A 21,172-nucleotide genomic window follows, 5' to 3' on the forward strand; every position below is an offset into this window, starting at 1 on the left:
GGGCCGCCGCGCCCGCGGCGAGCAGGGCGGCGGCCGGGAGCAGCGCGGGGTGCCGGCCGAGGGCCGCCTGCGGGGAGTGCGCGTGGGACCGCTCGTCGAAGGCGCCGTGCGCGCCGAAGTCGCCGCCGCCGGCGTCGTCCACGGGCTGCCACAGGTTGTGCGGCCGGTCCGCGCGGTCCTGCTCGTCGGTCTGCTGGGAGGAGATGCCGGTCCGGGCCAGGTAGCGGTCCAGCAGGGCGGGTGCCGCCTTGTCGGCCAGGATCGTCGCGAGGGTCGAGGCGCCGACGTAGTACTGCTTGCGCCGGGGGTGCCGTGCGGCGTGCACGACGGCACGGGCGGCGACCTCCGGCTGGTAGATCGGCGGGACGGGCTGGGGACGGTTGGGCAGCCTGGAGAGGACCCAGGAGAACTGCGGGGTGTTGACCGCGGGCATCTGCACGACCGTCACGCGGACGCGGCTGTGCCGGGCGAGGAGCTCGGTCCGTACGGCGGAGGTGAAGCCGTTGACGGCGTGCTTGGCGCCGCAGTACGCGGACTGCAGGGGCACGGACCGGTAGCCGAGCGCCGAGCCGACCTGGACGACCGTGCCGGCGTCGCGCGGGAGCATGCGCCGCAGCGCGGCCCGGGTGCCGTGGACGCAGCCGAGGTAGGTGACGGCGGTGACGCGCTCGTACTCCTCGGGCGTGATCCGGGTGAAGGGGGCGAAGACGGAGGTGAAGGCCGCGTTGACCCAGACGTCGATCGGCCCGAACGCCTCCTCCGCCGCGATCGCCGCGGCCTCCACCTGCGCGTGGTCGGCCACGTCGGCGGGCAGCACGAGGGCCTTGCCGCCCAGCCGGGTGACGTCGGCCGCGGCGGCCTCCAGCCCGGCCTCGCCCCGGGCCAGCAGCGCCACGCGGGCGCCCTTGCGGGCGAACAGGCGGGCCGTGGCGCGGCCGATTCCCGCGCTGGCGCCGGTGATGACGACGGTCTGGCTCATGGGGCTCCTTCCTTCGGGCTCCCTGGGGGGCGGTGACCGGTGCGGTCGCCCGCGTGGTCAGCGGACCCGGTACGGCTCGGCCCGGCCGGCGAGCAGCACGAGGCCGTGGCCGGGCACGCCCTCCGCGCCCGGGCGCACGGATCCGCCGCCCGGGTCGAGGGCTCCGGCGAAGAACAGCGACTCGATCCTGGTGTGGTCGTGGAACCACTCCAGGTGGCGCAGGTTGGGGACGGCCGCGGCCGCGTGGGCGTGGACGTGCGGGGCGCAGTGCGCGGAGATCTGGATGCCGGCCGCCTCGGCCAGGGCGGCGGCCCGCAGCCAGACGGTGATGCCCCCGCAGCGGGTGGCGTCGGCCTGGAGGCAGTCGACGGCGCCGGCCTGCAGCATGCGGCCGAAGTAGGAGAGGGCGTAGCCGTACTCGCCGGCGGCGACGTCGGGCAGGACCGTGTCGCGCAGCCGGGCGAGGCCGGTGAGGTCGTCGGAGGAGACGGGTTCCTCGAACCAGACGACGCCGTGGGCGTCGAGGTGCCGGGCCATCCGTGCGGCCTGCTTGCCGGTGTAGCCGCCGTTGGCGTCGACGTAGAGCTCGGTGCGGTCGCCGACGCTGCGGCGGGCGTGGGCGACGCGGTAGCGGTCCCGGTCCTCCGCGGCGCCCCACGACTCCCCGATCTTGATCTTGACGCGGGGGATGCCGAGCTCCTCGGTCCAGTGGCGCAGCTGGCGGTCCTGGCTCGCGTCGTCGTAGGTGGTGAAGCCGCCGCTGCCGTAGACGGGCACGTCCGTGCGGCACGCGCCGAGCAGCCGCACGAGCGGCAGGCCGAGCAGCCGGGCCTTGAGGTCCCACAGGGCGATGTCGACGGCGGAGAGGGCACCGGCGACGAGGCCCGGCCGGCCGGTGTTGCGCACGGCGCGGCTCATCGCCTCGTTGGCCGCCGGCACGTCGAAGGCGCGGCGGCCGGCGACGACGTCCGCGAGCTGACCGGTGATCACGTCGGCGGTGGCCGGGGAGCCGTAGGTCCAGCCGGTCCCGGTGGTGTCGCCGGACTGCACCGAGGCGAGCACCAGGGTCGTGGCGTTCCAGCTCAGGGTGCCGTCCGCCTCGGGCGCGTCGGTGGGGACCGTGTAGACGGCCGCCGTCACGCCGTCGACGACCGGCCCGTCCGGGGCCCGGCCGGTCACCGGGGGGCTCCCGCGGGCGCGCGCAGACCGCTGCGGGCGCCGGCCGCCAGCCGGGCGGCGGCGCGGTCGACGAGCGCCATGATGGTCAGGGCCGGGTTGGCGCTGCCCTGGGTGGGCAGCACGCTGCCGTCGGTGACCAGCAGGTTGGGCACGGCGAAGGTGCGCAGGTCGGCGTCCACGACGCCGCTCCCGGGGCCCGCGGCCATCCGGCAGCCGCCGACGAGGTGCGCGTAGCGGTTGATCGTGATCACCTCGGTGGCGCCGGCCGCGCGCAGGACGTCCTCCATGACGGTCTGCGCGGCGCGGATGAGCATGCGGTCGTTGTCGCACTGGCTGTACGAGAAGTGGGCGACGGGCAGGCCGTAGCGGTCCTTCTCCTGCGACAGGGTGACGCGGTTGTCCGGCAGGGGCAGCAGTTCGCACAGCGCGCCCAGAGTGGCCCAGTGCACGTAGTCGCGCATGTACGTGCGCAGGTCCTCGCCCCAGTGGCCCTGGGCCGCCACGTGCTCGGCCCAGACGACGGGCAGCGGGGAGACCGTCTGCAGGGAGAAGCCGCGCTTGTACGGCTTGGCCGGGTCGGTCTCGTAGAAGTCCTCCGAGGACACTTCCGGGGGCGGCGCCTTGTAGGCCCGGACCTCCTCGGCGAACCGGCCGGAGGTCTGCGGCGCCCCCTGCACCATGACGTACCGTCCGACGAGGTCGAAGTCGTTGCACAGCCCTTCGGGGAAGCGGCGGCACGCGGAGTTCAGCAGGAGCCGGGGCGTCTCGACGGAGTAGCCGGCGACGGCGACCGCCCGGGCGCGCTGGAAGCGCTCCCTGCCCTCGCGCAGGTACCGCACACCGGTGGCCAGGCGGCCCTGCGCGTCGAGCTCGATGCCCGTCACCATGCAGTCGGCGCGGATCTCCGCGCCGTGGGCCAGCGCGTCGGGCACGTGCGTGATGAGGGTGGACGCCTTGGCGTTGACCTTGCAGCCCTGGAGGCAGAAGCCGCGGTAGACGCAGTGCGGGCGGTTGCCGAAGCGGCCGTTGGTGATGGCGACCGGGCCCACGCGCGCCCCGATGCCCAGGGCGGCGGCACCGCGCAGGAACACCTCGCCGTTGCCGCCGACGGGGTGCGGGGCATGCGGATACGGGTGCGGGTCGCCCCAGGGCCAGTACTGCCCGGCCACCGGCAGCTCCTGCTCCAGCCGCTCGTAGGAGGCGCGCAGGTCCGCGTAGCGCAGCGGCCAGTCGGCGCCGACCCCGTCGCCCGAGAGCGTGGCGAAGTCGGAGGGGTGGAAGCGGGGCGCGTAGCCGGCGAAGTGCGTGGTCGAACCGCCCACGCCGCGGCCGGAGTTGTTGGCCCCCAGCGGGACGGGGTCGGTGCCGGAGACGACGCGCGGCTCCGTCCAGTACAGGTGGTGCGAGCCGGCCTCGTCGCTGACCCAGTCGGTGTCCGGGTTCCAGAACGGACCGGCCTCCAGGCAGACCACGGACCAGCCGTGGCGGGCCATGCGCTGGGTGAGGGTGGCGCCGCCGGCTCCGCAGCCGATGACGACGAGGTCCACCTCGTCGTCGTCCTCGTGGCGGCGCATGCCGTCGATGAGGGAGCGGTCGAAACGGCGGTCGTCGCGGGGCAGAAGCCAGGCGGAGGCGTTGCGGTCGCGGATGCGGCCGGTGGGTGCTGTGGTGAGCCGCAGGGTGCCGGCTGCGGCGCGGGCCGCTGCCGCCAGGCCCCGAGGGGGTGCGGCCCGGTGGCCGGCTGTGCCCACCCGTTCCGCCCCGGCGGAACGACTGCCCACAGCCTGCCCGGAATCCGTTACGGGGTCCACCGGGTGCTGGTCCGCGACCTCCCACGGCTCCCGCAGGCCGAGGCCGAGCCGTACGTATCCCCGCGGGTACGCCGGCCCCCCGAAGCCGATCTCGTTCCACGCCCACGGGTGGGAGTAGAAGGCCGTCGCGGTGTACCGCGTCCACAGACCCCACACGTGGCCCGCCGGCATCCCGTGCCAGCGTGCGGAGCCGGTGTCGCGCACGGCCCGGACGAGCGCGGCCTGCCGTTCGCGCGCGAGGCCGCCGAAGGGGGCGCCGTGCAGGGCGCGGGCGTCGTCGTCGAGGCCGGCGAGCGAGCGCCGCCACGCCTCGTCGTCCTCGGGCATGTCGGCGAAGCGCCAGCCGTCGGTCTGCATCTCGGCGAGGCGGGCGTCGACCATCTGCAGGACCGGGACCCGGGGTTCGTCCCACTGCGCGAGCAGGTGGTCGAAGAGCGGGCGGGCCGTGGCCTCCTCGGCGAGGGTGAAGAACCGCAGGCCGGGCTGGACGGCGGTGCGGGAGAGGACGACGCCGGAGGTCGCCGCGTCCCATGTGCCGGCCCGGGCGAGCACGTCGTACCCCGTGAACCGGGGGTTGTGCCGGCCGGGCGTCGTCACCGTCACCGCTCCCGGCGCAGCAGGGCGGCCAGCAGGCCCATGCCGCCGACCATCGTCACCAGGAGCGGCGCGAACAGGGGCGGCCCCAGCTCGATGTTGCAGCGGGCCATCGACCAGCCGCCGGGCTTCTGGGCGATGCCGCGGACGTGCAGGTACGTGCCCTGCAGGCCGTTGGCGGCGATGGCCGCCGAGGCCACCGGCAGGGCGGTCTTGGCCATCCGCTCGCTGGCGAACCCGGCCACGCCCGCCGCCGCGCCGACGGGCCCGAGCAGCACGGGCCACCACATCACGCGGTTGCCGAAGCTCGCGCGGTCGTGCTCCAGGTAGATCTCCGCGGCCGTGACGAGGGAGCCCGCGGCGGTCAGCAGGGACAGCGTGCGCTCGAACCTGCCGTGGCGGACATTGCGCACCATGCGGTCCAGGACGTAGGGCGCCGGTGCCGCCGGCCGGGCGGCCCGTCCCCTGCGTCGCGCGAGGAGGCTCATCCGCCGCCCCCCTCCCCGTGCGCGCGGCGCTTGCGGCCGCCGGGCAGCATGTCCTGGATCTTCGCCTTGAACCCCTGCCGGACGACGGCGGCGCGGTCGCTGTCGCCCTTGAGGACCGCGGCGGCCGCGGCCTCGATCTGGTCGAGGGTCGCGTGCGGCGGGATGGGCGGCACCGCGGGGTCGGTGCGGAAGTCGATGACGAAGGGCCGGTCGGCGGCGAGGGCGCGCTGCCAGGCGGCGACGACGCCGTCCGGCTCCTCCACGCGCACGCCGTCGAGGCCGATGGAGCGGGCGAAGTCGGCGTAGGGCACGTCGGGGATCGCCTGCGAGGGCAGGAACTGCGGGGCGCCCTCCATGGCGCGCATCTCCCACGTGACCTGGTTGAGGTCCTGGTTGTTCAGCACGGCCACCACCAGCCGCGGGTCCTGCCACTCCTTGTGGTACTTGGCGGCGGTGATGAGTTCGGCCATGCCGTTCATCTGCATCGCCCCGTCGCCCACGAGCGCGATCGCCGGCCGGTCGGGGTGGGCGAACTTGGCGCCGATGGCGTACGGCACGCCGGGGCCCATGGTGGCCAGCGTGCCCGACAGCGAGCCGCGCATGGTGCCGCGGATCCGCAGGTGGCGCGCGTACCAGTTGGCGGCCGACCCGGAGTCGGCGGTCAGCATCGCATTGTCGGGCAGCAGCGGGTCCAGGGCGTGGAAGACGTACTCGGGGTTGACGGGGTCGGCGGAGACCGCGGCGCGCCGCTCCATCACCTCCCACCAGCGCGCCGTGTTCTTCTCGATCCCGGCCCGCCAGTCACCGTGCGCCTTGGGCTTCAGCTGCGGCAGCAGCCGCGCGAGGGTCTCCCGCGCGTCGCCCACGAGGTTGATCTCGAAGGGGTAGCGCAGGCCCACCATGAAGGGGTCGATGTCGATCTGCACGGCCCGCGCCTGCCCGAACTCCGGCAGGAACTGGGTGTACGGGAAGCTGGAGCCGACGACGACCAGCGTGTCGCAGTCGCGCATCAGCTCGTACGAAGGCCGGGTGCCCAGCAGGCCGATGGCCCCCGTCACGTACGGCAGGTCGTCGGGCAGCGCGTCCTTGCCCAGCAGCGCCTTGGCCACCCCGGCGCCGAGGACGTCGGCGAGCTGCTCGACCTCGGCGCGCGCCCCGCGGGCGCCCTGCCCCACGAGGACCGCCACCCGCTCGCCCTCGTTGATCAGCTCCGCGGCCCGGGTGATCTCGGTGTCCGCGGGCACGGGCGCGTAGGGTGCCACGCCCAGGCTGGAGGGGACCATCTTGAACGCGTGCTGCGGGGGCGCGTAGTCGAGTTCCTGCACGTCGGCGGGGATGATCAGCGCGGTGACGGTGCGGCGCGTGTACGCGGTGCGCATGGCCCGGTCGAGGACGTTCGGCAGCTGCTCGGGGACAGTCACCATCTCGCAGAAGTCGGAGGCGACATCCTTGAACAGGCTCAGCAGGTCCACCTCCTGCTGGTAGGAGCCGCCCATCGCACTGCGGTTGGTCTGCCCGACGATCGCCACGACCGGCACGTGGTCGAGCTTGGCGTCGTAGAGGCCGTTGAGCAGGTGGATCGCGCCCGGCCCGGACGTCGCCGCGCACACGCCCACCTTGCCGGAGAACTTCGCGTAGCCCACGGCCTCGAACGCGGACATCTCCTCGTGCCGCGACTGGATGAACCGCGGATCGTCGTCCGCCCGGCCCCACGCGGCCAGCAGGCCGTTGATGCCGTCACCCGCGTAGGCGAACACCCGGTCGACGCCCCACTCGCGCAGGCGTTCCAGGAGGTGGTCGGACACCTTCGTCGACATGGAGCTCTCCCTCTCCCGGGGGCGTTGCGGCCGGTTCGCGGCGGGCTGCGCGCTCCCCGCCTCAGTGGTACGGGTGACCGGTCCCGGGCGGGAGAAACACGGGGCGCGCCGAATCCCTCGTGCGGATGTGCGGGGTCAGTCCTTCGGCCGGTACCGGCGCAGCGCCCAGCCGGGCAGCCCGAACCAGCACAGCACGAGCCACGCCACGATGCCCGCCACCAGCCAGGGAACGGCCGGGCTGTGCAGCGCGACGCGCAGGATCAGCAGCAGCGCCGAGGTGACGGTGCACAGCAGCAGGACGACCCCGGCCAGCGTCAGCCGGGCCGCCCAGGCGACCGTCTGCGGCTTGATGCGCCGCCCGCTGACGATCCGGTGGAAGGAGACCGGGCCGATCAGGGCGCCGGTGGTGGCCGCGCCCAGCATCACGGTCACCACGTAGATGGTGCGGTCGGTGCCGTCCAGCGTGGCGAAGCGGGGCGTGAAGGCCACGGTCAGCAGGAAGCCGAAGAGGATCTGCACACCCGTCTGGGTGACGCGCACCTCCTGCAGGAGCTCGCCCCAGCGCCGGTCCGCCCGCTCCTCGGGCGTCTCGTGACGGCCACCGCCCTGCGCTCCGCTCGCCGCCATGCCGGTCCTCCGCATCGACTCCTGCCCGGGGTACCCCTGCTCGGAGCGGACATGCAACGCTGCGCGGAATCCGCGCGGTGCGGATCGGGGCGGAGGGGTCGCGCCCTGGGGAGTTGTGACGCTGAGGTCAGCTCAGTGCCCTTGCCGGCAGTGGGCGTGGGGGTGCCTCCCGGTAGCGGCTTTTCGTTGCACGCCCGCCGTCCTCCCTGGAACTCTGGGGGCCGGGCCGCTCACTGTGGCCCGTTGCTCGTACCGGAGGCGGGGTACTACTTGACGTTTCCGGCGTCCCGTTGGAGCCCGGCATGAATCCCTTCGGGCACGTCGTCTTCGTCGATTTTGCAAGCGCTGCGCGTCTGGGGCTTCTGCTTCTTCGGCTGTTCTAGGGCGGCCGTGCGCTCGGGGGACTCGGCGTCTTGTGAGGCGGCCAGGTCGGACCTGTCCCACTGCTCACTTCGGCCGCGCTCATCGACTCCGAGGTCTTCACGCGGACTGACCTTGTCGGCCTGCTTCTTCCTGGTCGTGACGTGGCTCCTGTCTGTCGGCTCCGGCTCCCGCGCGCGGAGGCGGTGCTAGCGCGCCGGGTGCGCTTGGCACACACTGCCCATGCTCCTGGCGGGCCATGTCGGCAGCCTGCCTGTGCGGGCTGTGTGGGTGACGGCATCCTGGTGTCCTGTCCTGAGCGCAACGCTTCGTGATCGCCCTTGGTAACGTTCAGTGACAAGCGAGGGGCGCCTAATCGCTGTTTCGGCGTCGTCAGCGCTCAGGTGCCCAGCCGCCGCTCGGCCCCCTCGTCTGCCCGCCGTGGCAGGTGCGGGGGCCTTTGGCGTTTCAACGTCCCTAGGCCACCGCCCTCTTGACGCGGGATGCGCCGACGACGAGCCTCGTAGACGTCCGTAGAACCGGCAGACCGACGGAGGCTGTCATGGCGCTACTGTTCATCGCGAAGGACCCGAACACCAACGGGACTCAGTGCCCCACAGCCTGGGTCGACGATGAGGCACAGGAGATCGTCGTCCAGGGCTGGAAGGCAGGGGATGCGCTGCTGACCCAGTGCCTGGAGTCGGGCTCCATTCCGGACAGTGAAGCGGTGGTGAGGCTGCCCATCCGCATGGTGCCCGCCATCAGGGAGGCTTGTGATGTCGCAGACCGACTTGGCGTTCGCTGATCTACTGGCGAAGACCCGGCACTCGGCTGTCCATCTTGAGATGCGCGATTCGTACGGCATCGGCGAAGAGGCCGCAGAATTTGAAGCGTGGCGTTCAGGATGGCGACCGTCTCCGGATCCCGAGGCATGGTGGAACGAGTTTCACACCATGGTGCGCGAGGCCGTCGAACGCGGAGTCGTCTTCCGTCGCGCCCGGATCGTCTCGGAGCCGGTGAGCGACTACATCAAGTACGAGCACGGCTGCACGTACCAGAACATTGCGGCGGGGGAGGTGGTCCGTTGGCTTCCCCGCCGGAAGGCGTCGGACCTCACCCTGCCCGGCAATGACTTCTGGCTGTTCGACGGCGAAATCATCATGTGGAACCACTTCACTGGAGATGGCGGCTCGGCCGGGCCTGAGCTGGACGAGCGGCCTGCCGTGGCGAAGCTGTGCGCCACGGCGTTCGACTCGGTGTGGGACCGGGCAACACCCCACGAGGATTACCGGGTCTGAGTGGCACAGCTAGATCATGCCTACACCCCCATCAAGCAGCGTCGCGGCGGCGCGGAAGGCTGTCGGTGACCGCCTCCGGGAGATCCGGCGCGACGCCGGCCTGACGGCCAAGGAGGTGGCCCAGCGGGCCGGTTGGTACCCCTCCAAAGCCTCGCGCCTGGAAAACGCCGTCACGCCGCCGTCCGACGCCGACATACGTGCATGGTGCGCCGCATGCGGCGTCGATGACGCAGCCGCTGACCTGATCGCCGCCTCCCGCTCCGCTGACAACATGTACGTGGAGTGGAGGCGGGTTCAGCGCACTGGCCTGCGCAGGCTCCAAGAGTCCTACGTGCCGCTTTTTGAGCGTACGCGGGTCTTCCGCGTCTACTGCTCCAACGTCGTGCCTGGCGTTCTTCAAACTCACGCCTATGCCACAGCCTTGCTGAGCGCGATCACCGATTTTCACGGCACGCCCAACGATGTGGCCGAGGCCGTGGAAGCACGGCTGACTCGGTCGCACGTTGTTCGCGAGGGTGACCACCGTTTCGCGCTACTGATGGAGGAGTCGGTCCTGCGGCATCGCGTGGGCGACGCCGAGACAATGGCGGGCCAGCTTGGATACCTGCTGTCCGTGATGGCGTATCCGTCCGTCTCCCTCGGGGTGATTCCATTCTCCGCCTCTCGTCGTATGTGGATGATCGAGACATTCAGCGTCTATGACGAGAAAATAGCGCAAGTCGAATTGCTCACGGCGCAGGTGAACGTGACAGCGCCGTCCGAGGTGGGGCAGTACCTCAAGGCGTTCGGAGAGATGGCGGAGCTGGCGGTGTACGGCGCCAAGGCCCGTGCGCTCATCACCGCTGCCGTTGGCGCGCTCGGGTAACTCGCGTGGAACTTCATAGAACTTCGTTGGGCCCGGACAGTCCGACTTCCTAGCGTGTCCGCATGGCAGGCAGCAGAGAGCCGACGTCGGACAAAGCCCCGCTGATGACTTTGCGGGTCAGCCGCGACAGCGGAGGGACGCACGAGCCGACGCGGGCGGTACGGACGGGCGACCCCGTGGTCATCCTGGAGAACCCGGTGCGCTACCCGCCGTGCGAGTGCCCCCGCTGTGCGCCCGAGCGCCAGGCGTCGCGGTCGGTATCGGCCCGCTGCCTGCCTAGCCGCCCGCTCCGGTCGGCGTCCTCAGCCATTCCCAGGTCGGTGACCGGAGCGGGCTCACGTCCGAGCACCACCCTTCCGAGGAGGTAAGACGTGACCATCGTTGAGGAACGGCCCGCGATCGACGCGGGAACCCTGGTCAGCGCGGAGCTGCGGGAGACCATCGCCGCCGACGTGCGAGCCAAGTACGACCACATCCCGGAGGACCTGGCGTACCGGGGCGTGGGCCAGATGCTGGCGTTCGTGGCAGCCAGCGCGACCAGTGAGAAGCCGCTGAGCCCGTCCCCGCTGGTGGACGACTTCTGGCACGCGTTCGTCCTGCGGACCAAGGCGTACGCCGACTTCTGCCAGGAGACCTTCGGGAAGTTCGTCCACCACCAGCCCGGGTTCCTGGATCGTGAGGAGCACGGCGGAGGTAAGGGCCTTCGGGCCCGGACCGTGGACGCCATCCAGGCGGCAGGGTACGCCGTCGATCTGGAGTTCTGGCCGGAGCTTGACATCGCTGACTGCTCGCAGTGTCACGCCAACTGCCACAACAGCCCGAAGCACGCCACCGCCCTGACCGGTTGAGCACAGCACACACCCGTTGGCCAGCCGTACTGTCCGGTGCGGCTGGCCGTCCCTTCTGAGCACATGAGGAGAAGCGCGTGACCGACACCATCGCGTGGGACACCTACGCACGCAGGAAGCCCGGCGGCCGGCGGGAGAAGAATGCCAAGGGGGAGACCACCTGGTTCAACTGGACCCAGTACCCCGACCACGGGCCCGGTGCCGAAGTCCTGGGTGCGGCCGAGAAGGCGTCGGTCCTGGAGCTGGGATGCGGCACGGGCGGTAATCTCGCCCACCTCGCCACCCTCGGGCACCGCGCCGTCGGCGTTGACATCTCACCTGTCCAGCTCGACGCCGCCCGCGAACGCTGGGGGGACCTGCCGGGCCTGGAGCTGCACCAGCGGGGCGCGCTCGACTTCACGAGCGAGACCGCCGAACGCTTCGACGCCGTGTACTCCGTCTTCGGAGCCATTTGGTTCACCGACCCGGACCAGATGCTCCCCGCCATTCGCCAGGTGCTCAGGCCCGGCGGCGTGCTGGCCTTCTCCCAGCGCCCTGCGGTCGAAGGGTGCTATGGCTGTCAGGCGTCCTACATCAACCAGGCCGACGACCCCAACCCGCTCGTCGTCAGACGCTGGGACTACACCCCCGACATGTGGACCGACCGACTGAAGCAGCACGGATTCCGCTACGCCCTGGCGAACGAGGTCACCCCGCCCGACGGCTGGAAGACCGGCACGCTCCTCGTTCGGGCCCTGGCGCCCGGCGCCTGAGTCGCTTCGCATCTTCGCAGGTCGCAATATATTCAAAAATCAGGGGTACACGCCCCGCGACACGCGCCCGGCCGGTCCGCCGGATCGGCGGGCCCGCAGGCCGATACTGGGGCATTCCCGCGAGCGGCGGAGGCGGCGGAGGTGGAGCGGATGGCGCGCGGCATCGTCGGGGCCGTGGCGGAGGTCCTCGCGTGGTGGGCCGGGCTCACCGCGGTGTGGGCCGTGCTCATCAGCCGGGCCGACACACTGGAGCTCGCCGTCGGGGCGGGCGCCGCCCTGCTCGCGGCGTGGGCGGCCCGCGGTGCCCGCCGGGCCGCGGCCCGGTGAACTGGTGGCTCGCCGCCGCCTGCGCGCTCGTCGCCGGCGGTCTGGGGCCCTGCCTGTGGGGTGCGGCGCGCGGCACGGCCGGGCGGCGCGTCGTCGCCCAGAACATGGCGACGCTCCTGCTGTGCCTGGTCTTCCTCCTGCTGGCCCAGGGCTACGGGCGCCCGTCCTACGTGGACCTCGCCCTGGTCGTGGCCGTGCTGGGGCCCGCCGGCACCCTGGTCTTCACCCGGCTCCTGGGCGACGAGATGGAGGCGCGGCCGCCCGGGGCGCGCCTGCTGACGCCCGCCGTGCTGGTCGGCGCGCCCGCGACCGTCGTGCCGATGTGCGTCGCCACCGGCCCCGGCCGTGCGTCGGTCAAACTGGTCTTCACCGGCGTGCTCCTGATCGCCGGAGGCGCCGTCACCTCGCGGGCGGTGCGCCGTGGATGACGCGGTCGTCGTCGCCGCCCTGGTGCTCGTGGCGGCCGCGGCCACGGCGGCCGTGCTGCAGCGCGACCCGGCCCGGCAGGCGATCGTGCTCTCGCTGCTCGGCCTGTCGCTCGCCGCGCTCTTCACCGTCCTGCAGGCGCCGGACGTGGGCCTCGCGCAGCTCGCCGTGGGCTCGGCCGTGACCCCGCTGATGATCCTGCTGACGGTCCGCAAGGTGCGGCAGCGCAAGGGGCGTCCGAAGTGACGCGCCGCGCACGGCTGTGGGTGCTGGCCGCCGGGCTGCTGGCCGTGGCCGCGCTGTACGCGGCCGCCTGCACGCAGCTGCCCGGCTTCGGCGGCTCCTGGCACCCCTACGGGGACCGGGCGGTGCGCGCCGCGCTGCAGCAGCGGACCGCGAACGCCGTCTCGTCCGTCAACTTCGACCTGCGCGGCTTCGACACCCTCGGCGAGGAGTCCGTCCTGTTCGCCAGCGTCCTGGGCACCGTCGTGCTGCTGCGGCGGACCCGCGACGAGAAGCGCGTGCCGCCGGAGCCGGTCCGCGTGCCGGCACCGCTGCGCCGCTACGGCCGCCTGATGCTGCCGGTCACCCTGCTCATCGGCCTCTACGTGATCGCGCACGGCCAGCTCAGCCCGGGCGGCGGCTTCCAGGGCGGTGTGGTCGCCGCCACCTCCCTGCACCTGCTGTACATCGCCGTCGACTACCCGGCCCTGGAGCGCTTCCGGCCGCTCGGGCTGTACGAGCTGGCCGACGGCGCCGGCGAGGCGGCCTACGTGCTGCTCGGCGCGGCGGGGCTGATCGCCGGCTCGGCCTACCTGGCCAACGTCCTTCCGCCGGGCACGTTCAACACCCTCTCCTCGGGCGGTACGGTGCCGCTGCTGAACGCCGCCGTCGGGATCGAGGTCACCTCGGCCGTCGTCGTGCTGCTGGCGCACTTCCTCGCCCAGGCCCTGGAGATCGAGGGCGAGCGGGAGGAGGGCCGCAGCACGTGAGCCTCCTGCCCTACCTGATCGCCGGGTGGATCTTCCTCGCCGGCATCCACGGCATGGCCACCAGCCGCAACCTGATCCACGCCGTCGGGTGCCTGGCCGTCACCCAGTCCTCCACGTACGTGCTCCTGCTGTCCGTCGGCTACCGGAAGGGCGCCACCGCCCCCGTCTTCGCCGACGCGCCGACGAGCGCGACCGTCGTCGACCCGGTCGTCCAGGCGCTCGCCCTCACCGACGTGGTCGTGGGCGCGACCGTCACCGCCCTGCTGCTCGCCCTCGTCGTCCAGACCGCCAAGCGGCACGGCACCGTCGACCCGGACGAGCTGTCCGGGCTGAAGGGCTGAGCCGCGATGGGCCGGCTGCTCCCGCTGATCGTCGTGGTGCCGCTGCTGGGCGCGGCCCTGCTGGTGGCGGGCGGGCGCCACGTGCCGCGCCCGGTGGCGGAAGCCGTCGCGGGGCTGGCCGCCGCGGCCTCCGCCGGGCTCGCCGCCGTCGCCCTCACCCGCCCGCCCGCGGTCTCCTGGCTCGGCGCCTGGGGGCCGCGGGACGGCCACAGCGTCGGGATCGTGCTGGTCGGCGACCGGATCGGGCTGGGCCTCGCCGCGCTCACCTCGCTGCTCGTCGTCGCCGTCCTCGCCTACTCCTGGCACTACTTCGACGAGCCGCCGCACGGCCACGGCGGCGCCTTCCCCGCCCTGGTCCTGCTCTTCCAGGCGGGCATGTGCGGCTTCGCGCTGACCGGGGACCTCTTCGACGCGTTCGTGTTCTTCGAGCTCATGGGCGTCGTCGGCTACGCCCTGACCGGCTACCGCGTCGAGGAGGCCCGCCCCGTGCAGGGCGCGCTGGTCTTCGGCTTCGTCAACTCCCTCGGCGGCTACGCCGGCCTGCTCGGCATCGGCCTGCTGTACGCCCGCACCGGCGAGCTCGGCATGGCGCAGGCGGGCCGGGAACTGGACGCGGCGGCAGGTCCGGCCGGGCGCGGCGGGGACGCCCTGGTCGTCGCCGCGTTCGTACTGATCCTGACCGCGCTGCTGGTCAAGGCCGCGGCCGTGCCCTTCCACTTCTGGCTGCCCGACGCGCACGCGGTGGCGCCGACGCCGGTGTGCATGCTGCTGTCCGGCGTGATGGTGGAGATGGGCGGCTACGGCGCCGCGCGCGTCTGCACGACGGTCTTCGCCGGGCCGGGCGGCGTCCCGGCCGCCGGCGCCCGGCGCACGCTCCTGGTGCTGGGGGTGGCGAGCGCGCTCGCGGGTGCGCTGATGTGCTGGCAGCAGCGGCACGTCAAACGGCTGCTGGCCTTCTCCACGGTGGCGCACACCGGCCTGTTCCTCACCGGGATCGCCCTCCTGACGCCGCACGGCATCGCCGGCACGGCGCTGTACGTGCTCGGGCACGCCGGGGCGAAGGCCGCCCTCTTCGCCTGCACCGGCATCCTCCTGGACCGGCACGGCAGCGTCGACGAGGCCGAGCTGCACGGCAGGGGCCGCGACACCCCGGGCACGGGCCTGCTCTTCGCCGCCGGCGGGCTGGCGCTCGCCGGGCTGCCGCCGTTCGGCACGGCGCTGGGCAAGGCGCTCGTGGAGGAGCAGTCCCCCTGGCTGCCGGCCCTGTTCGTGCTCGTCTCGGCGGTGACGGGCGGAGCGGCGCTGCGGGTCGCCGCGCGTGTCTTCCTGGGCGCCGGGCAGGCGGGACGGGACAAAGAGGAGGGGGCCGCGGGGCCGGAGACCGCGGGCGGGGAGGAGGAGCCCGAGACCGGCCGCCGCGTCCGCCGCCCGCCCGTCCCCATGGTGACGGTGGCGGCGCTGCTGCTGGCCGGGGCGCTGGCCGTGGGCACGGTGCCCGGGCTCACCGCCGCGGTCACCGCCGCCGCGGAGTCCTTCACCGACCACGGCGGCTACGCGGCGGCGGTCCTCGACGGCCGCCCCGCCGCGCACCCGGCAGGGGCGTACGACTGGTGGACGTGGACCGGTGCCGGTCTCGGCCTGCTGTCGGCCGCGCTCGCCGTCGCGCTCGCCGCCCTGTCCGTGGGCCGCACGTCGCGGGCCGTGCCCGGGAGCGCGCCGCTGCGCCGGCTGCACTCCGGGCACGTCGGCGACTACGTGGCCTGGGCGGTGGCCGGCATCGGACTGGTCTCGCTGCTGGCCCTCTGGTGAACGGCGCCCGGCCCCGCCCCCGCCCCGAACGGTTGCGGGGCCCCGGCACGGCAGGCAGGGTGAAAGCGCAAGCAATCACTACAAGGGTGGACATCATGCCTCGAGGTTCCAGTCCCAAGCGTGAGCGGCAGTACGAGCACATCAAGGAGAGCGCCGAAGACCGCGGCGAGAGCACCAAGCGCGCGAAGGAGATCGCCGCACGCACCGTCAACAAGGAGCGCGCCCGGGCCGGGGAGTCGAAGACGGCGAGCAAGTCCTCGACCCAGGACATGTCCTCCTCCCGGCGCGGCGGTCAGCGCTCCCACAGCGGCTCCGAGGGCCCGACCTACGACCAGCTGTACGCCGAGGCCCAGCGCCGCAACCTCCACGGCCGGTCGCACATGAACAAGGCCGAGCTCAAGCGGAAGCTCGGGCACTGAGAGCACCGGGCCGCGCTACTGCGTCTTGTACAGCGGCCCGGGATCCGCGGCGCCGCCCGGCGCCTGGATGATCGGCACCGGCTTGTTGTGCGGCCAGCCGCCGGAGGCGTCGTCGAAGCTGAGGTCCCCGCTGGCGGCGGGGACCACGGCGGCGTCGTGGAGGTTGGTCAGCTGATTGAAGACGTCCTGCACGCCCGGCGTCTCCCGGCCCGTCTGCCCCGTGACCATGCGCAGCGCCCACACGGCGGTCAGCACGGAGTCGTGGTGCATGACGGCGTAGCCGTCGGAGAGCTCCTTGTCGGGGAACTTGAGGTCGCGGAAACCCTGCAGGAAGGGCTTGAAGCCGCTCGGCGCCCCGTTACCCCTGATCCATTGCCCGGTGTCGGTCGCCGACGCCTCCAGGATGGTGATCCTGCTGTCCTTGAGCAGCCCCATCACGTCGTTGGCCTGCTGCACGGCGCCCTGCGAGCCCACGACGATCGTGATGGGCTTGTCGTGCCCGCACTGGCTGCGCGAGGACAGCGACCGCACGAGGTCGGCGAGGTCACGGCCGCGGCCCGCCCAGAAGACGAGCTCCGACTTGGTCAGGCAGATGTTGTTGAAGGCGTTGAAGAACAGGCTGGGCATGCCCTCGGTGCGGGGGCCGGTGGTGCCCACGAAGGAGACGCGGCGCTTGTCGATGTAGTCGGCGAAGACCTCGTCGTAGGCCTGGCGCATGGTCCGGACGAAGTTGTCGTCCCGGCTGTCGAAGACGAGGTAGCCGCGGCGCTGTTCGGCGGGCAGCCGGTCCAGCCGCTTGCGCAGCGCCTTGGCGTAGTCGGTGTTGGACGGCGAGACCTTGAACAAACGCTCGGAGCCTACGTTGGTGGCGGTGAGGACGGCGCCTATCGCCGGGATCTTGTGCTTGGCGAGCTCGTCGGCGGCGCGCTGCGTCTCCGGCACGCTGACGCCCATGCCGGCGACGGCGACGAGCGGGTGCTCGCCGCCGGTCATGCCGGACAGCCGCTCGACGACCGGCCGCCAGTGGGTCTGGTTCCTGCCCTCGCTGGCGAGGACCAGCTGGATCTGGGGCGTCCGCCCGTGGATGCCGATGGCGTTCACGGCGGAGAGCCCGGGGCAGGCGTTGGCGCGGCACTGCGCGGTGTACGCGCCTTCGAGGCTGCTCCTGATCTCCTCGATGGGCAGCACGCTGCTGTCGCTCGCGGTCATCGGGGTGAGCAGGGCGACCTTGACGTAGGGGACGGGGGTGCGGCCGGCGGCGGGCTTCTCCCACTGGTCGCGCACCCGCCGGTTCTCCGCGGCGATCTTCTCGGTGACGTCGTTCAGCCGGGGGTCGAAGGCGTACGCGGTCTCGTTCATGACGCCGATGCACTCGCGGTCGTCTCCCGCGCCGGCCAGGACGAGGCCCGGGACGTCCTCGGCGCAGCGGTCCTCGCCGTCGCCGTCCCCGCCCAGCAGCCAGAAGCCGCCTCCGGCGAGGAGGGCCAGGACGAGGACGAGGGCGGCGATCCCCCGCAGCCCCTTCCACCAGGGCGGCACGGGATCGAGCGGGCTGGGACGGTTCAGGGGCATGGGCGGGCTCCTTGCCGGACGGCGGTCGCGCGCTGCGGCGCGGTCAGACGTACTTCGCGGCCTCGTGCCTGAGCCCCACCCTGCGGGGGTCGGAGTGCATGGCCAGGCTCTGAAACATCGAGCTGATCGTGTCGTTGAGTTCGGGCCGGGCGGCGGGCATCCGGTTGCGCGGGTCGCCCGCCAGCCACAGGGCGGTCACCAGCATGGTGAGGGCCCGGCGGTCGGGTGCGGCGAAGGAGGCGGGGGCCAGCTCCTCCGCGAGCCGGTCCACGCGCAGGGTGGGCGTCTGCCCCGGCAGGACCGGGGTGCGCACGGGCGCGGCCGTGACGGCGTAGAGCTCGTACAGCCAGGCGTCGGTGCCGGGCAGGCCCGTCAGGCTGCGGGCGAGGTGGGCGACGACGTCGTCGAGCCGGCCGCGGGCGAGCGCGTGGTAGAGCACGTCGAGGGGGTGGCCGTGGCGCGCGTGCCAGTCCTGCAGCAGCTCGTGGACCTCGTCCCAGCGGGAGCCGCTGCGGGCCAGCTCCTGCAGGAGCATCAGGCGCAGCCACGGGTGCAGGACGGGGTGCGCGGACAGCGGGCGCGGATGGGCGTCCTGCAGATATCCGGAGCCGCGGCCGCCGCGCGCGCCGGCGTCCTGGGGGTCGGGGGCGGTCAGCCAGAGCCGGTTGCCGGTCTCGCGGGCCAGGCTGTTGCGGGTGCGCAGGGAGAAGGCGTCCAGCAGGTCGGTGTCGCAGGCCGTGTCGAACTCGCGGGCGGCGGAGCACTCGACGAGGGCGGTGCGCTGCTCCTCGGTCAGGCCTTCGAGGAGGTCGTGCAGGACGGCCCGGCCGAGCGGGCCGGGCTCGGGCGCGCCTTCCTCCCCGGCGGGGGGCGCGGGCCGGGCGAGGATGCCGCGCAGCAGCTCCTCGGCGTCTCCCCGGCCGGGGATGTGCGCCGCCGCCTCCAGGAGCCGGTGGGCGCTCCAGGCGTGCCCGTGCGTGAGCCGGTGCACCAGCGGGGGCGCCTCGGGCAGGCGGTCGGCGAGGCCGGCGCCGAGCTGGGAGACCTCGCCCGCCGTCAGGTCGCGCAACTGGACGCAGTACCACCGCCAGGAGGAGTCGGGCGGCGGGTCGGGCACGGACTGTTCCCAGTCGGCGTACGAGGCCTGCTCGGGCGTGCGGATCCACACTCCGGCCGGTCCGGGGGCGAAGGGCCCGGGGACCTTGCCGGCGTCGGAGGCGGTGGCGACGGCGAGCAGCGGGTCGGGGACGCCGCTCGCCTCGCGCAGCTGCACGAGCAGGTCCAGGAAGGCGCGGCCGCCCGGGGCGTCGATGTTGTCGAGGAGGACCACGCAGTTGCGGTCGCGGCGGCGGCGCGCGAACTCCCCGCGCAGGTCGGCGAGGAAGGCCTCGCACAGCCTCCGGTCGACGGCGGCCCGGTCGGCGTCGGTGCCGCTCTTGCTGAGCTGGTTGAGGGCGACGAGCTCGTGCAGCGGCGTGTGCGGGCCGGCGTACCAGGAGAAGCCGGTGCGCCGGGCGATGCCGAGCGGCATCCGGGGCGGGCGGCGGATCAGCCCGGCCAGCAGGCCGATGCCGGGGATCTGCAGGAGGTTGAGGTCCTGCAGGAGGCCCGCGACCTCGGCGGCCCGGTCGGCGGCGACGGTGTGCTCGTGGGCGTCGTAGAGGGCGCGGCGCAGCTGCTGGCCGGCCCGGCGGGAGTCGTGGGCGTCGAGCGAGAGGCCGGGGTCGACGACGAGCAGGCCGAGGGTGAGGCGCGGGAAGAGCAGGGCGGGCTGGCGGGCGAAGCGGTGGGAGAGCCCGTAGGCGAGGCGGCCCGCGACCTCGTGCGGGCGGCGCGGCCCCGCGGACGCGAAGTCGTACAGGGCGTGGGGGCGGTGCGAGCCGAGGAAGCCGAGCCATTCGAGCGCCGTGGTGCGCCCGCTGCCGCGGGTCCCGACGAGGACCACCACCGGCAGCCCGCGCCCGCCCGCCGCCGCGCGCCCGTCCTGCACCTGTGTGCGGCATTCCTGGAACAGCGCCTCGATGCCCTCGGTCCCCAAGGGCCGTCTCACAGGCTCCGGCACGTCACTCAGCCCCCCTCGGGCCGGCGCGTGTCACGGCCGACCAGTCAGAAAATGCTGCCACGCGGGCGCCGTTCGCGGGAGCCGTTCGGCGGCAACTGACAGGCGGGCATGCGGAAACGGCGCCCCCGGGGAGGGGGCGCCGGCCGGGGTCAGCCGCGGGTGGCGCTCGTCGCGGGGTCGTCCGCGGGGGCGGCGGCCAGGGGCGTACGGGCCGCGCGCCGGCGCGCGAGGGGATAGCCGGCGCCGAGCAGGGCGAACCAGACGGCGACCACGTAGAGGGCCACGCGGGTCTCGGACTCCCAGCCGATCAGCACGGTCACGAAGGCGAAGGCCGCGAGCGCGAGCCAGTTCGTGTACGGGGCTCCCGGCATCCGGTACGTGGACTTCCGCGCCAGGCCCGCGGCCACCGCCCGGCGGTACTTCAGGTGCGTCACGAGGATGATGCTCCACACCGTGATCGCGCCGCCGGTGGAGACCGCCGTGATGTAGGCGAACGCGTGCTCCGGGTCGATGGCATTGATCAGCACGCCGAGCGCCATGACCAGCGCCGAGACGACGACGGCCGTGGCGGGCACGCCCCGCTTGCTGAGCCTGCCGAGCGCCTCCGGCCCGTGGCCGTTCAGGCCGGCGGTGCGCAGCATGCGTGCCGTGGCGTACAGGCCGCCGGCGTTGCACGAGGACAGCGCCGAGGTGAGCACGACGAAGTTGACGATGCCGGCCGCGGCGGGGATGCCGATCCTGGTGAAGGCGGCGACGAACGGGCTCGTGCCGGGGTGGAACTCCTGCCAGCTGACGACGGACAGGATGACGAAGAGGGCGCCGAGGTAGAACAGGCCGAAGCGCAGCGGCAGGCTGTTGATGGCCCGCGGGATGTTCTTCTCCGGGTCCTTGGTCTCGCCCGCGGTGACGCCGACGAGCTCGACGCCGAGGTAGGCGAAGAGCACGATCTGCAGGGTCATCAGGGAGTTCCACACGCCGTGCGGGGCGACGCCGCCGTCGGCCCAGAGGTGGCTGACGGACGCGGTGTCGCCGGCGTCCCCGAAGCCGATGATGAGGACGCCCAGGCCGATGAGGATCATGCCGACGATGGCCGTGACCTTGATGATCGCGAACCAGAACTCCAGCTCGCCGAAGATCTTCACCGAGATGAGGTTGGCGCAGGCGAGCACCACGAGGGAGATCAGTGCGGTCTTCCACTGGTCGAAGCCGGGGTACCAGTAGTTGACGTACTGTCCGGCGGCGGTGATCTCGGCCATGCCGGTGGTCACCCACATGATCCAGTACGTCCAGGCGGTGGCGTATCCCCAGAACGGGCCGAGGAACCGGTGGGCGTAGTCGGCGAAGCTCCCCGAGACGGGGTGGTGGGTGAGCAGCTCGCCCAGGGCCCGCATGACGAGGAAGAGCACGGCGCCGGCGGCGGCGTACCAGATGATGAGGCTGGGGCCGGCCTGGGATATGGCGGTGCCGGCGCCGAGGAAGAGGCCGGTGCCGATGGTGCCGCCGATGGCGATCATCTGCATCTGCCGGGAGCCCAGGCTCCGTTTGTACCCCTCGGTGCCGGTGCCCGGGTCCCCCGTGGTTGGCGAGCTCACTGTTGTCGGGTCCT

At 73.0% G+C, this 21,172-nt stretch carries 21 protein-coding genes; 12 read left to right on the top strand and 9 right to left on the bottom strand.

Features of this window, described 5'->3' with window-relative positions; genetic code table 11:
• The 6 genes from B7P34_RS08815 to B7P34_RS08840 form a co-directional block, all read right to left on the bottom strand.
• A partial coding sequence (locus tag B7P34_RS08815; RefSeq protein WP_106675259.1) for an SDR family oxidoreductase occupies window positions 1-979 on the bottom strand: 979 nt, incomplete at its 3' end.
• 57 nt (window positions 980-1,036) lie between these two features.
• On the bottom strand, window positions 1,037-2,158 hold the full coding sequence (locus B7P34_RS08820) for an enolase C-terminal domain-like protein (protein ID WP_106675260.1): 1,122 nt from the start codon (window positions 2,156-2,158) through the stop codon (window positions 1,037-1,039).
• Window positions 2,155-4,566: a GMC family oxidoreductase gene (locus B7P34_RS08825; protein WP_189382598.1), complete on the bottom strand. Its 2,412-nt coding sequence runs from the start codon at window positions 4,564-4,566 to the stop codon at window positions 2,155-2,157. Before B7P34_RS08825 ends, B7P34_RS08820 begins: the two co-directional genes overlap by 4 nt.
• 2 nt (window positions 4,567-4,568) lie before the next feature.
• Window positions 4,569-5,051, bottom strand: a complete 483-nt coding sequence (locus B7P34_RS08830; RefSeq protein ID WP_106675262.1) for a hypothetical protein — start codon at window positions 5,049-5,051, stop codon at window positions 4,569-4,571.
• Window positions 5,048-6,868, bottom strand: a complete 1,821-nt coding sequence (locus B7P34_RS08835) for a thiamine pyrophosphate-requiring protein (protein ID WP_106675263.1) — start codon at window positions 6,866-6,868, stop codon at window positions 5,048-5,050. Before B7P34_RS08835 ends, B7P34_RS08830 begins: the two co-directional genes overlap by 4 nt.
• A 135-nt stretch (window positions 6,869-7,003) precedes the next feature.
• Window positions 7,004-7,495, bottom strand: coding sequence for a DUF6328 family protein (locus tag B7P34_RS08840; RefSeq protein ID WP_106675264.1), 492 nt, complete (start codon window positions 7,493-7,495; stop codon window positions 7,004-7,006).
• Between the two features lie 922 nt (window positions 7,496-8,417).
• Between B7P34_RS08840 and B7P34_RS08845 the strand changes: the two genes are divergently transcribed.
• The 12 genes from B7P34_RS08845 (at window position 8,418) to B7P34_RS08905 (ending at window position 15,932) form a co-directional block, all read left to right on the top strand.
• Window positions 8,418-8,660 carry a hypothetical protein gene (locus tag B7P34_RS08845; protein ID WP_106675265.1) on the top strand — a complete coding sequence of 81 codons (243 nt, stop codon included), beginning with the start codon at window positions 8,418-8,420 and terminating at the stop codon, window positions 8,658-8,660.
• Window positions 8,632-9,153, top strand: a complete 522-nt coding sequence (locus B7P34_RS08850; RefSeq protein ID WP_106675266.1) for a DUF6879 family protein — start codon at window positions 8,632-8,634, stop codon at window positions 9,151-9,153. The genes B7P34_RS08845 and B7P34_RS08850 overlap by 29 nt, the downstream gene beginning before the upstream one ends.
• Window positions 9,154-9,169: 16 nt before the next feature.
• Entirely contained in the window at window positions 9,170-10,018 is an 849-nt protein-coding gene (locus B7P34_RS08855; RefSeq protein WP_106675267.1) for a helix-turn-helix domain-containing protein, read from the top strand.
• A 371-nt stretch (window positions 10,019-10,389) separates the two neighbouring features.
• Window positions 10,390-10,866, top strand: a complete 477-nt coding sequence (locus B7P34_RS08865; protein WP_106675269.1) for a glycine-rich domain-containing protein — start codon at window positions 10,390-10,392, stop codon at window positions 10,864-10,866.
• Window positions 10,867-10,943: 77 nt separating this feature from the next.
• The gene (locus B7P34_RS08870; protein WP_106675270.1) at window positions 10,944-11,618 is read left to right on the top strand and encodes a class I SAM-dependent methyltransferase; all 675 of its coding nucleotides are present in this window, start codon (window positions 10,944-10,946) and stop codon (window positions 11,616-11,618) included.
• Window positions 11,619-11,768: 150 nt separating this feature from the next.
• Window positions 11,769-11,945, top strand: coding sequence for a hypothetical protein (locus B7P34_RS37375; RefSeq protein WP_189382600.1), 177 nt, complete (start codon window positions 11,769-11,771; stop codon window positions 11,943-11,945).
• Window positions 11,942-12,373, top strand: a complete 432-nt coding sequence (locus B7P34_RS08880; RefSeq protein WP_106675272.1) for a monovalent cation/H+ antiporter complex subunit F — start codon at window positions 11,942-11,944, stop codon at window positions 12,371-12,373. Before B7P34_RS37375 ends, B7P34_RS08880 begins: the two co-directional genes overlap by 4 nt.
• A complete protein-coding gene (locus tag B7P34_RS08885) occupies window positions 12,366-12,617 on the top strand; it encodes a Na(+)/H(+) antiporter subunit B (RefSeq protein WP_106675273.1) in 252 nt (83 codons plus the stop codon). Before B7P34_RS08880 ends, B7P34_RS08885 begins: the two co-directional genes overlap by 8 nt.
• The gene (locus tag B7P34_RS08890) at window positions 12,614-13,363 is read left to right on the top strand and encodes an MnhB domain-containing protein (protein WP_106675274.1); all 750 of its coding nucleotides are present in this window, start codon (window positions 12,614-12,616) and stop codon (window positions 13,361-13,363) included. Before B7P34_RS08885 ends, B7P34_RS08890 begins: the two co-directional genes overlap by 4 nt.
• Window positions 13,360-13,704: a sodium:proton antiporter gene (locus tag B7P34_RS08895; protein ID WP_106675275.1), complete on the top strand. Its 345-nt coding sequence runs from the start codon at window positions 13,360-13,362 to the stop codon at window positions 13,702-13,704. The genes B7P34_RS08890 and B7P34_RS08895 overlap by 4 nt, the downstream gene beginning before the upstream one ends.
• 6 nt (window positions 13,705-13,710) lie before the next feature.
• Window positions 13,711-15,513, top strand: a complete 1,803-nt coding sequence (locus B7P34_RS08900) for a complex I subunit 5 family protein (protein WP_106675276.1) — start codon at window positions 13,711-13,713, stop codon at window positions 15,511-15,513.
• Between the two features lie 95 nt (window positions 15,514-15,608).
• On the top strand, window positions 15,609-15,932 hold the full coding sequence (locus B7P34_RS08905) for a plasmid stabilization protein (protein ID WP_106675327.1): 324 nt from the start codon (window positions 15,609-15,611) through the stop codon (window positions 15,930-15,932).
• A 15-nt stretch (window positions 15,933-15,947) separates the two neighbouring features.
• Here the strand turns inward: B7P34_RS08905 and B7P34_RS08910 are convergent, their stop codons facing one another.
• The 3 genes from B7P34_RS08910 to B7P34_RS08920 form a co-directional block, all read right to left on the bottom strand.
• The gene (locus B7P34_RS08910) at window positions 15,948-17,504 is read right to left on the bottom strand and encodes a hypothetical protein (RefSeq protein ID WP_106675277.1); all 1,557 of its coding nucleotides are present in this window, start codon (window positions 17,502-17,504) and stop codon (window positions 15,948-15,950) included.
• A 43-nt stretch (window positions 17,505-17,547) separates the two neighbouring features.
• The gene (locus B7P34_RS08915; protein WP_223267654.1) at window positions 17,548-19,542 is read right to left on the bottom strand and encodes a hypothetical protein; all 1,995 of its coding nucleotides are present in this window, start codon (window positions 19,540-19,542) and stop codon (window positions 17,548-17,550) included.
• Between the two features lie 173 nt (window positions 19,543-19,715).
• Window positions 19,716-21,158, bottom strand: a complete 1,443-nt coding sequence (locus B7P34_RS08920) for an amino acid permease (RefSeq protein ID WP_223267655.1) — start codon at window positions 21,156-21,158, stop codon at window positions 19,716-19,718.
• Window positions 21,159-21,172: the final 14 nt, after the last annotated feature.

This window comes from Streptosporangium nondiastaticum, assembly GCF_003011965.1.
GTDB classification, from domain to species: domain Bacteria; phylum Actinomycetota; class Actinomycetes; order Streptomycetales; family Streptomycetaceae; genus Streptomyces; species Streptomyces nondiastaticus.

What these genes read in the sequence shown, in the direction of transcription:
- B7P34_RS08830 (WP_106675262.1), bottom strand. Translation starts at nt 5,051, where the DNA reads ATGAGCCTCCTCGCGCGACGCAGGGGACGGGCCGCCCGGCCGGCGGCA.
- B7P34_RS08835 (WP_106675263.1), bottom strand. Translation starts at nt 6,868, where the DNA reads ATGTCGACGAAGGTGTCCGACCACCTCCTGGAACGCCTGCGCGAGTGG.
- B7P34_RS08840 (WP_106675264.1), bottom strand. Translation starts at nt 7,495, where the DNA reads ATGGCGGCGAGCGGAGCGCAGGGCGGTGGCCGTCACGAGACGCCCGAG.
- B7P34_RS08845 (WP_106675265.1), top strand. Translation starts at nt 8,418, where the DNA reads ATGGCGCTACTGTTCATCGCGAAGGACCCGAACACCAACGGGACTCAG.
- B7P34_RS08850 (WP_106675266.1), top strand. Translation starts at nt 8,632, where the DNA reads ATGTCGCAGACCGACTTGGCGTTCGCTGATCTACTGGCGAAGACCCGG.
- B7P34_RS08855 (WP_106675267.1), top strand. Translation starts at nt 9,170, where the DNA reads ATGCCTACACCCCCATCAAGCAGCGTCGCGGCGGCGCGGAAGGCTGTC.
- B7P34_RS37375 (WP_189382600.1), top strand. Translation starts at nt 11,769, where the DNA reads ATGGCGCGCGGCATCGTCGGGGCCGTGGCGGAGGTCCTCGCGTGGTGG.
- B7P34_RS08900 (WP_106675276.1), top strand. Translation starts at nt 13,711, where the DNA reads ATGGGCCGGCTGCTCCCGCTGATCGTCGTGGTGCCGCTGCTGGGCGCG.
- B7P34_RS08905 (WP_106675327.1), top strand. Translation starts at nt 15,609, where the DNA reads ATGCCTCGAGGTTCCAGTCCCAAGCGTGAGCGGCAGTACGAGCACATC.
- B7P34_RS08910 (WP_106675277.1), bottom strand. Translation starts at nt 17,504, where the DNA reads ATGCCCCTGAACCGTCCCAGCCCGCTCGATCCCGTGCCGCCCTGGTGG.